This window comes from Dyella ginsengisoli, assembly GCF_044904665.1.
Classification (GTDB): Bacteria; Pseudomonadota; Gammaproteobacteria; order Xanthomonadales; family Rhodanobacteraceae; genus Dyella_A; species Dyella_A ginsengisoli.
Window position 1 is genome coordinate 310,587 of the sequence record NZ_JADIKM010000006.1, and the last position, 14,289, is coordinate 324,875.

The window sequence follows — 14,289 nt, forward strand, 5'->3', positions numbered from 1 at the left end:
GCAGTTGGCACGAATCGTCTCGATTCCCGCACAGGAGCTGAGCGAAGCCCCAACGCTGTCTAAACAAAGGGCTTCGCAAGCCTTGTTGTTGCGTCGGTACTGCGAAACGATGCAGCGGGTTTTGCTGCACGCGGTCGCCATCGGCACACGATGCGCGACGGGACACAGGGGCGTGGCAGGGACGGCAGCAAGCATGACCTCCACTCATCCACCCATGGAGAACCCGCATGAAGACCAAGCAGCTTGCGCTTGCCTGCGCCATCGCACTGTCCGCGCTCGTCGCGGCTCCTGCTTTCGCGCAGACCTCGGCCGACGACACCACGGACGCCCAGACCAGCACCACCATCGGTCCGGAGTCCACTCGCCTGAGCACCGAGTTCTCGACCTTCGCCGGTTCGGACACCAACTCACAGGCGCTGGTCACCGGCCTGCGTGACGGCACCGCCATCACGCTGGACCAGACGGTGACCAATGCCGACGGCACCACCAGCACCACGCAGACGACCATCCAGCCGGCCACCGGCCCGCTCGGCTACGGCAACGTGCGCATCGCGCTGGCGCTGGCCGAAGCCAGCCTGGCCCAGCAGGGCATCACCGATCCCACCGCCGAGGAAATCGCGGCCGCTCTCAACGGCGGCACGCTCACGCTCGCCGATGGCACCACCGTCGACCTCAACGGCGTGCTCGCCGATCGCGCCGCGGGCCAGGGCTGGGGCCAGATCGCCAACGCGATGGGGTTCAAGCTCGGCGACCTGATGCGTTCGCCGAACGCCGTCGCCCACGCCGCCGCCGCGGCGCACGGCCACGCCGACGCGAAGGTGGCCAAGGTGGATCTCGCCACCCACGGTCGCGCCGGAGCGCACGCCTCGGTGCCCGATCACGTCGGCGCGATGGCAAAGATCGATCGCCCCGAGCGTCCGACCCGCCCCGAGCGTCCGGAGCGTCCCGAGCGCCCGCAGCTGCCGGATCATCCGACCCACGTCGGCCGTCCGGGCGGCTGATCGCCGTTCTGTCCCACGGGTCCGTCGCACTGCCGACGGGCCCGCTCCCATTCAAGACATCAGGAACCACACGACATGCGCAACACAGCGTATTGGATCGCCCTTGGCTCGCTCGCACTGATCGCCGCCCCGGCGGCCCATGCGGCTGACGGCGAAGGCCAGTTCAGCCTCAGCGGCGGCGCCGACTACAGCAGCGGCAAGTACGGCACCAGTGTCACCACCGACATCTGGTCGGTGCCGGTCACCGCGGCCTATCAGACCGATCGCTGGACGTTCAAGCTGGTGGTGCCATACGTCAGCATCAGCGGCGCCAGCAACGTCATTCCCGGCACCGGCCCGGTCAACAACGGCAACCCGATCGGCCGCGGCCTGGGCCGTCTGCTCGGCAATGGCGGCGGCAGCACCACGCCGACTACCACCTCCGGCTCCGCCTCGGGTCTGGGTGACGTGGTGGCCTCGGCCGGCTATCAGGTCTACACCAGCCAGGATGGCACCTTCGGCCTGGATCTCACCGGCAAGGTCAAGTTCGGCACCGCCGACGAGAACAAGGGCCTGGGCACCGGCAAGAACGACTACGGCGTGTCGCTGGACACGTACAAGGTGGCCGGCAACTGGACCCCGTTCGGCGGCGTGGGCTGGACCAAGTACGGCAGCTCGCAGTACATCAAGCTGAAGAACGCGTTCAACGCCAACCTCGGCGTCGACTACAAGCTCGATGCCGCCAACAACTTCGGTGCGTACTACTACTACCGCGAGCGCATCGCCGAGGGCGGCGCCTCACAGAGCGAGCTCACCGGCTACTGGAACCACAAGATCGGCACCAACTGGCGCCTGCAGGCGTATGCATTGACTGGTTTCAGCAACGGCAGCCCGGACTGGGGCGCCGGTGCCTCGGTGAAGTTCCTGTTCTGAGCCCGGCGCGGACGACGCACCCGTCGCCCGCGCGTCTTTCAGCCCCGCCGTGCACGTCGCGGCGGGGCTTTTTTTGGCCCCGCCGCGGAGCCTCAGGTGCCGCGCCGCGATCGCGCACACGCGCGGTGCGCGGGGTGCTCGGGATCCTCGTGCAGCAGGCGGCGGGTGACGCCGTTGGTCCAGCCGAAGCCGTCCTGCAGCGGATACTCGCCGCCGTCGCCGCCGTGCGCCCCGTCGTCGTCGTGGGTGAGCACGTATTTCTCCACCAGCTTGCCCTCGCGCTGATACAGGCTGCCCACGGTGTGCAGCCAGCGCTGCGCGATGTCGCGCGCCAGCGCCTGCTGGCCGCAGCGGGCGAAGCCCTTGATCGCCAGCCACTGCAGCGGCGCCCAGCCGTTGGGGCTGTCCCACTGCTGGCCGCTGTCCACCTCGCTGGTGGCGATGCCGCCCTGCGCCAGCAGGCGCTCGCGCACCGTGGCGGCCACGCGCTCGGCGCGCGGGTCGTCGTCCACCAGTCCCGCGAACAGCGGCGCGGCCGTGGCCGCCGTGACCAGCTCGCGCCGGCTGCCGTGCTGCCAGTCCAGGTCGACGAAGGCACCCTGCGCTTCGTCCCACATCCAGCGCAGCATCGCGTCGCGTCGCGCCCGCGCGCGCGAAGCGAAATCGGCCGCGTCCTCGCGCCGGCCGGCCGACTCGCTCAGCCGCGCGAGCTGGCGCTCGGCGATGTACAGCAGGCTGTTGAGGTCCACCGGCAGGATCGCCGTGGTGCGCGTGGTGGAAAGATCGTCCGCGCGATCGCACCAGCGCGCGCTGAAATCCCAGCCGGAGGCGGCCGCCGCGCGCAGGTCGCGATACACCTCGTGGGCCGGGCGCACGCTGCGCGAAGCGGTGGTCTCGTCTTCCAGGAACGACTCCTCGCGCGGCGTGTCGCGGTCGTCCCAGTAGCGGTTGAGCACGCTGCCATCGTCCAGCCGCACGCCGTGGCGGTGCGCGTCGCCGCGCCGCAGATCGTCGGTGCCATCCATCCACCACGCGTACTCGCGGCGCAGCTGCGGCAGGTAGCTGAGCGCCTTGCACAGCCCGCGCTCCTCGAATAGCGAAATCATCAGCGCGAACACCGGCGGCTGCGAGCGGCTGAGGTAGTAGCTGCGGTTGCCGTTGGGCACATGGCCGTAGTGGTCGATCAGCCAGGCGAAGTTGTCGGCCATCGTCGCGAGCAGGTCGCGTCGGCCGCTCTCGACCAGGCCGAGCATGGTGAAGTACGAATCCCAGTAGTAGATCTCGCGGAAGCGCCCGCCCGGCACCACGTAGTCGTTGGGCAGCGGCAGGATCGAGCTGCCGGCCGGATGCTCGTGCGGGTGGCGGGTGAGCACGCTCCACAGGCCGTCGATGTGCGCCTTGAGCGACTGGTCGGGGTCGGAGGTGTAGTGGCTGGCCACTGCTTTCTCCTCTGCGAAGTGCGCGTGCACGAAGTCCGTCAGCTTGAAATCGTCGCGATGCTGCTGCGCGCGATAGCGCTCCAGGATGCGCTGCGGATCCTGCCGCGGGATGCAGTCGACGAACGTCTTGCCGTCGGGAAACACCCGCGTGCGCTGCACCGCCTGGAACAGTTCCTGGTAGCGATCGGCCGGCGTCAGCGGATCGGCGGCCGGCACCGCGGCCACGCGTTCGGCCGTGTCGCGCGAAGAAGCGTCGGCCCCCGTCATTGCTCGGCGTAGTTCCACAGCAGGCCGCCGTCGACGAACAGCGTGGTGCCGGTGACGTAGGCCGCCTCGTCGCTGGCGAGGAAGGCCGCGGCGTTGGCCACGTCCTCGGGCGTGCCCAGCCGTTTGAGCGGGATGTTGGCCAGCAGCGCCTTCAGCTTCTCCGGCTGCGCCATCAGCGCGGCGTTGATCGGCGTCTGCACGGCGCCCGGCGCGATGTTGTTGACGCGGATGCCCAGCGGCGCGAGCTCGATGGCCAGGTCGCGCATCAGCATCTTCAGGCCGCCCTTGCTGGCCGCGTAGCTGGCGAAATGCGGAAACGGCAGCTCCTCATGCACCGAGCTGACGTTCACCACCACGCCGCCGTCGCCGCGCTCGCGCACGTGACGCACGAAGGCCTGGGTCATGAAGAACGCACCACGCAGGTTCACGCCCATCACGGCGTCGTAGTCCGCCTCGGTCACCTCGACGAACGGCGCGCGCTTTTCGATGCCGGCATTGTTGACCAGGATGTCTACCCGGCCCATCGCGGCGACGGACTGCTCGATCACCCTACGATCGATCTGCGCATCGCCGACGTCCCCGGCGATCACGCAGCCAGAGCTGCCGACCTGACGCACTGCGGCCAGCGTTTGTTCGGCGGCGGCGTTGTCGCTGCAGTCCTCGACCACTACCCGTGCTCCGTCCTGCGCCAGGCGGACGGCGATCGCGCGACCGATGCCTTGGCCGCTGCCGGTGACCAATGCCACCTTGCCCTGTAGTCGCATGCTCGCTCCTTAAGGTCGCCTCGTTACCGACGAACGAGCATGCGGGGTCGCCCGTGAAGGGCACGGCAGAATGGGCAGCGTTGGCGGCGCAAGAACCAGCGAGGTGGTGCCGCGTTGCCACTTCGTGGTCGCCGAGGCGGAGTCGGCAGGAAGGGTCGGGCAGGCTGCTGCCATCCGCCGTCAGCAGCCTGTGCCGCGGGGCATGGGCGAGGCGTCGCGAAGCTGACACCATGCGCATCCCGCTCCGGTGTGGCTCTCCATGTCCCCGACTTCCCATCAGCCGCCGCTGTGGCTGGCGATCGCCGCGCTGCTGGTCAGCATGGCGTCCTACCAGTGCGGCGCGGCCCTGGCCGAACGGCTGTTTCCGCTGGTCGGTGCGCAGGGCGCGACGGCCTTCCGGCTGGGCCTGGGCGCGCTGGTCCTGCTGGTGCTGCGCCGGCCCTGGCGGCGCTGGCGCGGTGGCCGCAACTGGCGCGTGCTGTGGGGCTACGGCCTAGCCATGGGCGCCATGAACCTGGTGTTCTACATGGCGCTGCGCACGATTCCGCTGGGCATTGCGGTGGCGTTGGAATTCACCGGGCCGCTGGCGATCGCGCTGTTCGGCTCGCGTCGCCTGCTGGACGTGGCGTGGGTCGTGCTGGTGGTGATCGGGCTGGCGCTGCTGTTGCCCTTGCATCGACAGGAACACGCGCTCGATCCGGTGGGCGTGGCCTACGCTCTGGCGGCCGGCGTCGGCTGGGCGCTGTACATCCTGTTCGGCCAGCGCGCCGGTGCGGCTTATGGCGGCGACGCGGTGACCTGGGGCATCGCGATCGGCGCTCTGCTGGCCGTGCCGGTCGGCGCGGTGCACGCCGGCGCAGCGCTGCTCTCGCCGGCGTTGCTGGCGCTGGGGTTGGGCGTGGCGGTGCTGAGCTCAGCGTTGCCGTATTCGCTGGAGATGATTGCCCTCACCCGACTGTCGGCGCGCCATTTCAGCGTGCTGCTGAGCCTGGAGCCGGCGATCGCCGCGCTGGCCGGTGCGGCCTTCCTCGGCGAGCAGTTGGGGCCGCGGCAATGGGCAGCGGTCGTGGCGATCATGGTCGCTTCCACCGGCACCGCCTACACGGCGCGTGCGCCGGTGGCGGAGCCGCTGGCGAACTGACTCAGCGCCGGCGCGAACCGCGCAGGCTGTCGACCGAGAAGCTGGCGATCTCGCCGCCGTCGCGGCTGCGGCGCGACTGCCCCGGCGGCGGGCCCCAGGCATGCGCGGTGACCACTTCCCAAGTGGCGGGAATGCGCCCATCCACGCGCATGCCCTCGTAGGCGGCGAGCATGCGCTGGTAGTGCGCCTTGCCGGTGAGGTGACGTTCGCGGGCGCGGTCGGCGTGGGTGGCGCCGAGGCCCTTGAGCTCCTTCAGCAGCATCGTCGGCGAGCTGTAGGTGAGCGTGTAGCGGTCCACGTCGAGCACCGGGTCGCGCAGGCCGGCGGCGATCAGTGCGTCGCCCACGTCGTGCATGTCCAGGAAACGGCTCACGTGCGATTGCTCGTCGGCGCTGGCCCAGGCGGCGCGCAGTTCCTTCAGCGTGTCCGGGCCGAAGGTGGAGAACACCAGCAGGCCACCGGGCTTGAGTACGCGCGCGCACTCGTTGAACAGCGCGGCGAGGTCGTCGATCCACTGGAAACACAGGCTGGAGTGCAGCACGTCCACGCTGTGGTCGGGGAAGGGCAGGCGGGTGGCCTCGGCGCACACGCGCTGGAACGGCTTGAGCCACGCGCTGTGCTTCTTCGCCACCTTGAGCATGGGCAGGGCAAGGTCGACCGCGATCACCTCGGCCTTGGGGTAGCGCTTCTTCAGCAGTGCGGTGCCGCGGCCGGTACCGGCGCCCACGTCGAGCACGCGCGCGGGCGATTCCAGATAGAAGTCCAGGCGTTCCAGCAGCGACTGCTGCACCTCGCGCTGCAGTGCGTCGTGTTGCTCGTAGGTCTGTGCGGCGCGGGCGAAGTTGCGCTGCACGCGCGCGCGGTCCAGGTGGAACTCGTTCATCGAACCGTCTCCAGCAGCGGCCGCAGGGCGTCGACCACGGCGTCGACGTGGCCCAGGAACGGCGCGTGGCCGGCGTGCGCGATCTCGTGGAAGTCGCCCTGCGCGCGCGCGGCGGACCAGCGCATGGCATCGGGATGCACCAGCCGGTCACGGCGGCCGGCGATCCACGCGTTGGGCAGGCACAGCGTGGCCAACGTATCGCGCCAATCCGTATTTTCCAGCAGCGCGATGCCTTCTTGCAGCACGCGCAGGTCCGGCTCGCCGTACGCAAACACCAGCTCGCGCAGGTGGCGCAGCTCGGCGCGCGGATCGGCGCTGCCCATCGCTTCCAGCGCGAGGAAGCGCTCCAGCGTGGCGTGGTAATCGGTTTCCAGGTCGGTGGCGAGTTGGCGCACCAGCGCACCGTCGCTGCCGTGCGGCCAGCTCGCGTCGCGCACGAACTTCGGCGTGGCGCAGAGCATCGCCAGTCCGCGCGTGGGAATCCCCGCCTCGCGCACCGCAGCCAGCGCCACCAGTCCGCCCATCGACCAGCCCAGCCACACCGCCGGCGGCACGTGTTCGGCGATGGCGCGTGCGATCGCCGTCGGCTCCAGCGGCAGGCCGCAGTCGCGCGAGCGGCCGTGGCCGGGCAGGTCCACCACGTATAGCGTGCAGCGTTCGCGCAACGCCTCGACCAGCGGCGCGAACACGCCGCCATGCATGGCCCAGCCGTGGATCAGCACCAGCGGCACCGGGCCGCTTCCGCTGCGCTCGATGAAGAGGCTCATGCGTCGGCGCTCCTGGCTTCGCTTGCCGGCATGCTGGGCGCCAGCGACGGATCCACCGCGCCGCGTTCGTCGAACACGAAGCAGTCGCCCTGCCAGTGCGCGCCGCCGGTCTCCTCGAAATATTTGAGGATGCCGCCTTCGAGCTGGAACACGCGCTGCATCCCCAGCGCCTGCATGTGCAGCGCGGCCTTCTCGCAGCGGATGCCGCCGGTGCAGTACGACACCACGGTCTTGCCGGCGTAGCGGTCGCGGTCGGCGGCGATCGCCTCGGGGAATTCGGTGAAGCGGGCGAGCCGGTAGTCGACTGCCTGCGGAAACTTGCCGGCGTCGGTCTCGTAGTCGTTGCGGGTGTCCAGCAGCACCACCTCGCGGCCGTCGTCGTCGTGGCCCTGGTCGAGCCAGCGCTGCAGCGTCACCGCATCCACCGCGGGCGCGCGGCCGGCCTCGGGGCGGATCACCGGCTGGCGCATGGTGATGATTTCCTTCTTCAGCCGCACGCGCATGCGGCCGAACGGCACGGCCTCGGACAGCGACTCCTTCGCATCGAGCCCGGCGAAGCGCGGGTCCTCGCGCAGCCAGTGCATGAAGGCGCCCACCGCCTCGCGCGGCCCGGCCAGGAACAGGTTGATGCCCTCCGGCGCCAGCAGGATCGTGCCCTTCAATGCCAGCGCCTCGCAGCGCGCCAGCACGCGCTCACGCAGCGCGGGCAGGTCGTCCAGGCTGACGAAGCGGTAGGCGGAGAGATTGACGATCGACATGGGGGAGGTCGCGGCGCGGAGCCCGCAATTATAGCCGGCGGCTCCGCATCACCCGGCGGCGGGAAGCCGCAGCGTGGCCAGTGCGTCGAGCAGGCGGTCGACATGCTCCTCTTCGTGCGCCGCGCTGAGCGTGATGCGCAGCCGCGCCTGTCCGGTCGGCACGGTGGGCGGACGGATCGCGGTGACCAGCAGACCCTGCGTTTCCAGCCGCAGCGCGGCGGTCAGCGCGGCATCGGCATCGCCCAGCAGCAGCGGCTGGATCGGTGTGTCCGAGCGCATCAGCGGCAGGCCGAGTTCGCCGGCGCCGCGGCGGAAGCGGGCGATCAGGACGGCGAGCTTCGCGCGTCGCGCGTCGTCCGCACGGGCGATCTGCACCGCAGCCAGCGCGGCGGCGGCCAGCGCGGGCGGCAGCGCGGTGGAGTAGACGTAGGGCCGGGCAAACTGGGTGAGCCCTTCGATCAGCGCGGCCGAGCCGGCCACGAAGGCCCCGGCGCAACCCAGCGCCTTGCCCAGCGTGGCCATCAGCACCGGCACCTCGTGCGCGGACAGGCCGGCGGCCGCCACGCTGCCCGCGCCGTGCTCGCCCAGCACGCCCAGGCCGTGCGCATCGTCGACCATCAGCGTGGCGCCTTCGCTGCGGGCGAGCGCGGCCAGTTCGCGCAGCGGCGCCACATCGCCGTCCATGCTGAACACGCCGTCGGTGGCAAGCATGGCGGGGGCCTGCGGTCGGCTGCGCAACTGGCGCGCGGCGCCGTCCACGTCGGCATGCGGATAGCGCTTGAGTTCGGCGCCGGCCAGCCGCGCGCCGTCGATGAGGCAGGCGTGGTTGAGCTTGTCCTGCACGCAGATCGCGCCCTCGACCCCGCCGAGCAGGGCCTGCAGCGCGCCGAGGTTGGCCGCGTAGCCGGTAGAGAACAGCATCGCGCGCTCGCGGCCGGTCCACTCGGCCAGCGCTTCCTCCAGCATCGCGTGCTCGCGGCGGTGGCCGCATACCAGGTGTGCCGCCGTGCTGCCCACGCCCTCGTCGTCCGCCACCCGCTTGAACGCGGCGATCAGCTGCGGATGCTGGGCGAGGCCCAGGTAGTCGTTGCTGCAGAAGCCCAGCAGGCGGTGGCCGTCGATTTCCAGCCAGGGGCCGTCGGCGTGATCCATGGTGCGGGCGCGACGCAGCAGCGATGCCTGCGCGCGTTCGGACGTCCGGACGTCCAGACGGGCGAGCAGGTCCGCGCGCTGTGCCCCCTCTCCCCCGGCGTCGCCGGGGGAGAGGGGGGGGGTGAGGGGGGCTTTGGCTTTTTGGTTGCTCATCACATCAAGGCGAGAAGCCGCCCCCTCACCCCAGCCCTCTCCCCCGAGCTTGGCTCAGGGGAGAGGGAGCCTGCGAGCTGCGGCGGGGAGAAGTCAGGCCGCGCAGCCGCAGCCCTGGCCGCAGCTGGCCGCTTCGGTTTCCAGGATGTCGGCGTGCACGGTGCCGGATTCTTCCACCGTCTCCAGCGCGTGCAGGTCGAGGCGGCGGAACAGCGCGCGGTCGTGTTCCACGTCGGGGTTGCCGGTGGTGAGCAGCTTCTCGCCGTAGAAGATCGAGTTGGCGCCGGCGAAGAAGCACAGCGCCTGCACCGCGTCGTCCATCTGCTGACGACCCGCGGACAGGCGCACCATCGAGGCCGGCATCAGCAATCGGGCCACGGCGATCGTGCGCACGAACTCGAACGGGTCCAGCGCCTCGGTGCCGTGCAATGGCGTGCCTTCCACCTGCACCAGCTGGTTGATCGGCACCGACTGGGGATGCTCGGGCAGGTTGGCCAGGGTCTGCAGCAGGCCGGCACGCTGGCCGCGCGTCTCGCCCATGCCGACGATGCCGCCACAGCAGGTCTTCAGGCCGACCTCGCGCACGTGCTCGAGCGTGTCGAGGCGGTCCTGGTACTCGCGGGTGTGGATGATCTCGCCGTAGAACTCCGGCGCGCTGTCGAGGTTGTGGTTGTAGTAGTCCAGCCCGACCTGCTTCAGCGTGGCGGCCTGCTCGCCGGTCAGCATGCCCAGCGTGGCGCAGGTCTCCAGGCCCAGGCCCTTCACCGCGGACACGATCTCGGCGACCTTGGCGACGTCGCGGTCCTTCGGGCTGCGCCAGGCCGCGCCCATGCAGAAGCGGCTGGCGCCGGCGGCCTTGGCGGCCTGCGCGCGGGCCACCACGGCGTCCACGCTCATCAGTTTCTCGGCCTGCACGCCGGTGGCGTAGCGCGCCGCCTGCGGGCAGTAGGCGCAGTCCTCGGGGCAGCCGCCGGTCTTGATCGAGAGCAGGGTCGACACCTGCACCGCGTTGGGGTCGTGATGTTCGCGATGCACGCTGTGCGCGCGGTGCAGCAGCTCGTTGAACGGCAGCGCGAACAGCGCGGCGACTTCCTCGCGCGTCCAGTCGTGGCGCAGGGCGGATACGGTCATGCGGGGGACTCCTTCAAGCAGGGCGCGAGTGTGGGAGCCGCTTCCGGGGGTGTCAACTCGATGCTGTAGCGTATGGTTGACGGGCGGCGTGCGCGGATTCGCTACCATCGACCCACCTTTCAGGAGAGAACGGCCGATGAGTGCAGGACAGGGCAGTAGCGGCAACGTGATCGCCGCGGTGTGCAGCTTCTTCATCCCCGGCCTGGGCCAGCTGGTGCAGGGGCGTCTGCTCAAGGCGATCGTGATGTTCGTGCTGGCTGGCGTGCTGTGGATCTTCTGGCTGGGCTGGATCATCCACCTGTGGTCGATCCTCGACGCGGCGCTGTTCAAGCCCACGAACTGACGCCGCGATCCCGCGCATGGATGCGCTCCGTTCCCGCCTCACCGCCATCGGCCACTGGCTGCTGCCGCCGCGCTGCCTGCTGTGCGGCGATGCCGGCCACGAGGGCCTGGACCTGTGCCGCGACTGCGCCGCCGAGCTGCCGCGCAACGCGAGCTGCTGCGCGCGCTGCGCCCTGCCGTTGCCGCTGCCGGCCGCGCTGTGCGGTCGCTGCCAGCGCCATCCGCCGCCGTGGGAGGCGGCGTGGGCGCCGTTCCGCTACGGCTGGCCGCTGGACCGGCTGGAGGCGCGCTTCAAGTTCGGCCGCGATCTCGCCGCGGGCCGTTCGCTGGTGGCGCTGTGGCGTGGCCAGCCGCGCCCGCTCGCGCTACCCGAGGTCGTCGTGCCGGTGCCGCTGCATCGCGCGCGGCTGCGCCAGCGCGGCTACAACCAGGCGCTGGAGCTGGCTCGCCCGCTGACCCGTGCGCTCGGCGTGCCGCTGCGCCACGACCTGCTGGCGCGCACCCGGTCCACCGCCGCGCAGAGCGAGCTGGATGCGCCCACGCGCCGTCGCAACGTGCGCGGCGCGTTCGTCGTGCGCGCCGAGGCTCCGTTGCCCGCGCACGTGGCCGTGCTCGACGACGTGATGACCACCGGCGCCACCTTGGCCGAGTGCGCCCGCGTGCTCAAACGTGCAGGCGTCGCGCGGGTGGACGTGTGGGCGCTGGCGCGGGCGCCGGCCTCGCGGCGATAACCCGGCCGCGGTGCCCGCCGGGTGGAGGCTTCCAAGCCAACGAGTGGCCAGCACGGGCGACGCCGACCCGCTCAATGCACGCGTCGCCACAGCCACCACGCCACCGATCCCAGCGCCAGCAGCCACAGCAGCACGATGACCACCGCGGCCGCGCGGCTGGTGCTTCGCCCGTGCACCGCACGCGCGCGCCGCCGCGCATCGAGCACCAGCGCCCGCGGTGCCAGGCGCAGGATCAGCGCCAGCCCCAGCGGCACGATCAGCAGGTCATCCAGATAGCCCAGCACCGGGATGAAGTCCGGGATCAGGTCGATCGGGCTCAGCGCATAGGCCGCCACGGCGAGCGCCAGCAGGCGCAGCGGCGTGGACAGGCGCGGATCGCGGGCGAGGAAGTACACGGTCAGCGTCTGCCGCTTGAACCGGCGGGCCCAGCGCCGGAGCGCGGCGATCACTTGAGCGCCAGCGCCACCACGATGCCGGCCCAAAGCGTGAGGCCGAGCCAGTTGTTGTGGCGGAACGCGGCGAGACAGGCATCGCGATCACGGCCGCGGATGCGCCACAGCTGATAGCCGAACAGGGCGACGCTGCCGGCCAGCGCCAGCCAGTACGGCCAGCCCAGCTGGGCCCGCTGCCCGACGAACACCATCGCCAGCTCGAACGTGGCCATCAGGATCGCGAGGATCGGCAGGTCGGCGTCGCCGAACAGGATCGCGGTGGACTTGGCGCCGGCCTTCAGATCGTCGTCGCGGTCGACCATCGCGTATTCGGTGTCGTAGATCACCGACCACAGGATGTTGCCCAGGAACAGCAGCCAGCCCAGCGGCGGCACGCCGTGGGTCACCGCCGCGAACGCCATCGGGATCGCCCAGCCGAACGCCGCGCCCAGCACCACCTGCGGCAGGTAGGTGTAGCGCTTGGTGAATGGATACACCGCCGCCAGCGCGGCACCGGCGAACGACAGCTTGATGGTCAGCGCGTTGGTGAACAGCACCAGCACGAAGGCGAACGCCAGCAGTGCGCCGAACACCAGCAGCGCTTCGCGCGGCGTGACCCGGCCGCTGGCGATCGGCCGCCCGGCGGTGCGCGCCACCTGCGGGTCGAGCTTGCGGTCGGCGTAGTCGTTGATGGCGCAGCCGGCCGCGCGCATGGCGAACACGCCGAGGGTGAAGATGATCAGCGTGGACCACGGCGGAAAATCGCCGGCGGCCAGCCACAGCGCCCACCAGGTCGGCCACAGCAGCAGCAGCGCGCCAACCGGGCGATCCATGCGGGTGAGCACCAGGTAATCGCGTGCCTTCTCACGCACAGGCGGCGGCAGCGGCGCGAGCAGGCGGTCGAGCACGCGGGTGGCGCGCTGTGAGGCGTCGGCCGGTCGAGCGGGCATGCGGCCGGTGGCGGTCGGGCGTAGCCGTGAGGCCGGCGGCGGCGCGGGACGCCGGGGGTGTTTGCGCGAGGTCGGAGCCATCGCCGAAGTCTAGCGTGCCGCCCCGCCCGATTTGGCGAGCCGTGACCCATCCCGCGCAGTCGCCGCGGGGCGCGCGCACGCCGCTTTCCTGTCCCGAGGTCGAGCGCCGGTGCGATGCCCGCACCGCGCCGTCCGGGCATCACGCTTGCGCATCGGAGGGTGCAGTACATCGCCCTGGCGAACGCCCGCTCAAGTCGCCCCGGCGCCGGTCGATACGTCATGCGTAGGCATCGTTCCGACTCGCACCGCGGGCCGGGGCGGTGCCGCTGCTCGACACCGGGAGTGCCGTGTCCACCGAAACCGCCCATGCCGCCGATACCCTGCCGCCGCTGTTCGCGGAGCTCGCCGCGTGGGCCGGCAACGACGGCTCGCCGCAGCTGCGCGTGCTCGATTCGGTGGCGCAGTTCACCCATCACCGCGACATCGACGCGCTGGACCACAGCCTCACCCTGTCGCTGGCCGAACTGGCCGACGCCGACGTGGTGACGCTGTACAAGCGTGACGGCGAGCGCGGCGCGCGGAGCGATCCGGACGAGCGGCTGGTGCGCTGTGCACGCGCGGCCAACGGCCGCTACGGGGTGACGTCGCTGCCGCAGGCCGCCGACACGGCCAGCGAGGCGCTACTGCGCCAGGGCGAGCGCGACGGCGGCTGCGTGCGCCTGCGCGACGGCAACCACGGCATGCTGGTACCGATCCGCCGCGAAGGTCGCGTGATCGGCGCACTGATGCTCGAAGGCGAGCATCCGATGCAGCACCTGCGCCCGCTGGTGGAAGGCTTCGCCCGCATCTATGCCAACTACATCGCGCTGCTCGACGAGAGCGAGCGCGACAAGCTCACCAGCCTGTACAACCGGCGCACGTTCGAGCGCCACATGCAGCAGCGGCCGCACGTCAGCACCGGCCGCCCCGATCCGCGCGGCCTGCCCGCGCGTCGCTGGCTGGCGATCCTCGACATCGACCACTTCAAGCGCATCAACGACAGCTGGGGCCATCTGTATGGCGACGAAGTGATCCTGGTGATCGCCCAGCAGATGCGCGCCAGCTTCCGCCAGGGCGACGGGTTGTTCCGCTTTGGCGGCGAGGAGTTTCTGGTGCTGCTGGAGGCCGCCGACGAATCCTCCGCCGGCACGGCGCTGGAACGCTTCCGCCAGCGCGTGCAGGACCATGTCTTTCCGCAGGTCGGCCAGGTGACCGTGAGCGTGGGCTATGCCGCGGTGGGCGAACAGGACTACCCCGCCACCGTGCTCGACCGCGCCGACAAGGCGCTGTACTTCGCCAAGAACCACGGCCGCAACCGCGTGTGCAACTACGAGACGCTGCGCGCGCAGGGTGCGCTCGAAGAAGGCATGGCGCCGGGCAGCGTCGACCTGTTCTGACGCGCGTCGC

General features: G+C 70.9%; 15 protein-coding genes. 6 read left to right on the forward strand and 9 right to left on the reverse strand.

Going from position 1 to position 14,289, the window contains the following annotated elements; translation table 11 throughout:
• Positions 1–227: 227 nt before the first annotated feature.
• Both ISP17_RS18675 and ISP17_RS18680 read left to right on the forward strand, forming a co-directional pair.
• Positions 228–1,001 carry a hypothetical protein gene (locus ISP17_RS18675; protein WP_404635906.1) on the forward strand — a complete coding sequence of 258 codons (774 nt, stop codon included), beginning with the start codon at positions 228–230 and terminating at the stop codon, positions 999–1,001.
• Between the two features lie 75 nt (positions 1,002–1,076).
• Positions 1,077–1,913 carry a transporter gene (locus ISP17_RS18680; protein WP_404635908.1) on the forward strand — a complete coding sequence of 279 codons (837 nt, stop codon included), beginning with the start codon at positions 1,077–1,079 and terminating at the stop codon, positions 1,911–1,913.
• Between the two features lie 92 nt (positions 1,914–2,005).
• Here ISP17_RS18680 and treF read toward each other — a convergent pair whose 3' ends face one another.
• On the reverse strand, positions 2,006–3,619 hold the full coding sequence (gene treF / locus ISP17_RS18685) for an alpha,alpha-trehalase TreF (RefSeq protein WP_404635910.1): 1,614 nt from the start codon (positions 3,617–3,619) through the stop codon (positions 2,006–2,008).
• Complete coding sequence (locus tag ISP17_RS18690) at positions 3,616–4,383, reverse strand: glucose 1-dehydrogenase (protein WP_404635912.1); 768 nt, start codon at positions 4,381–4,383, stop codon at positions 3,616–3,618. The genes treF and ISP17_RS18690 overlap by 4 nt, the downstream gene beginning before the upstream one ends.
• Positions 4,384–4,642: 259 nt before the next feature.
• Between ISP17_RS18690 and ISP17_RS18695 the strand changes: the two genes are divergently transcribed.
• Positions 4,643–5,524, forward strand: a complete 882-nt coding sequence (locus tag ISP17_RS18695) for an EamA family transporter (RefSeq protein WP_404635914.1) — start codon at positions 4,643–4,645, stop codon at positions 5,522–5,524.
• Between the two features lies 1 nt (position 5,525).
• Here ISP17_RS18695 and bioC read toward each other — a convergent pair whose 3' ends face one another.
• The 5 genes from bioC to bioB all read right to left on the reverse strand — a co-directional run bounded on the left by bioC (position 5,526) and on the right by bioB (position 10,368).
• Complete coding sequence (gene bioC / locus ISP17_RS18700) at positions 5,526–6,407, reverse strand: malonyl-ACP O-methyltransferase BioC (RefSeq protein ID WP_404635916.1); 882 nt, start codon at positions 6,405–6,407, stop codon at positions 5,526–5,528.
• On the reverse strand, positions 6,404–7,174 hold the full coding sequence (bioH, locus tag ISP17_RS18705; protein ID WP_404635918.1) for a pimeloyl-ACP methyl ester esterase BioH: 771 nt from the start codon (positions 7,172–7,174) through the stop codon (positions 6,404–6,406). The genes bioC and bioH overlap by 4 nt, the downstream gene beginning before the upstream one ends.
• Positions 7,171–7,932, reverse strand: coding sequence for a sulfurtransferase (locus tag ISP17_RS18710; RefSeq protein ID WP_404635919.1), 762 nt, complete (start codon positions 7,930–7,932; stop codon positions 7,171–7,173). Before ISP17_RS18710 ends, bioH begins: the two co-directional genes overlap by 4 nt.
• Positions 7,933–7,980: 48 nt before the next feature.
• Entirely contained in the window at positions 7,981–9,237 is a 1,257-nt protein-coding gene (gene bioF / locus ISP17_RS18715) for an 8-amino-7-oxononanoate synthase (protein ID WP_404635920.1), read from the reverse strand.
• A gap of 93 nt (positions 9,238–9,330) precedes the next feature.
• A complete protein-coding gene (bioB, locus tag ISP17_RS18720) occupies positions 9,331–10,368 on the reverse strand; it encodes a biotin synthase BioB (protein ID WP_404635922.1) in 1,038 nt (345 codons plus the stop codon).
• Positions 10,369–10,504: 136 nt separating this feature from the next.
• Between bioB and ISP17_RS18725 the strand changes: the two genes are divergently transcribed.
• Together ISP17_RS18725 and ISP17_RS18730 are read left to right on the forward strand one after the other, a co-directional pair.
• Complete coding sequence (locus ISP17_RS18725) at positions 10,505–10,711, forward strand: hypothetical protein (protein WP_404635924.1); 207 nt, start codon at positions 10,505–10,507, stop codon at positions 10,709–10,711.
• Positions 10,712–10,727: 16 nt separating this feature from the next.
• Entirely contained in the window at positions 10,728–11,441 is a 714-nt protein-coding gene (locus ISP17_RS18730) for a ComF family protein (RefSeq protein WP_404635926.1), read from the forward strand.
• 71 nt (positions 11,442–11,512) lie between these two features.
• Here ISP17_RS18730 and ISP17_RS18735 read toward each other — a convergent pair whose 3' ends face one another.
• Both ISP17_RS18735 and ubiA read right to left on the reverse strand, forming a co-directional pair.
• Positions 11,513–11,890 (reverse strand): YkvA family protein, encoded by a 378-nt coding sequence (locus ISP17_RS18735; protein ID WP_404635928.1) that lies wholly within the window; start codon positions 11,888–11,890, stop codon positions 11,513–11,515.
• Positions 11,887–12,822, reverse strand: coding sequence for a 4-hydroxybenzoate octaprenyltransferase (gene ubiA / locus ISP17_RS18740; protein WP_404635930.1), 936 nt, complete (start codon positions 12,820–12,822; stop codon positions 11,887–11,889). Before ubiA ends, ISP17_RS18735 begins: the two co-directional genes overlap by 4 nt.
• Positions 12,823–13,190: 368 nt before the next feature.
• Between ubiA and ISP17_RS18745 the strand changes: the two genes are divergently transcribed.
• Positions 13,191–14,279 carry a GGDEF domain-containing protein gene (locus ISP17_RS18745; protein WP_404635932.1) on the forward strand — a complete coding sequence of 363 codons (1,089 nt, stop codon included), beginning with the start codon at positions 13,191–13,193 and terminating at the stop codon, positions 14,277–14,279.
• The last annotated feature ends 10 nt before the right edge of the window (positions 14,280–14,289 follow it).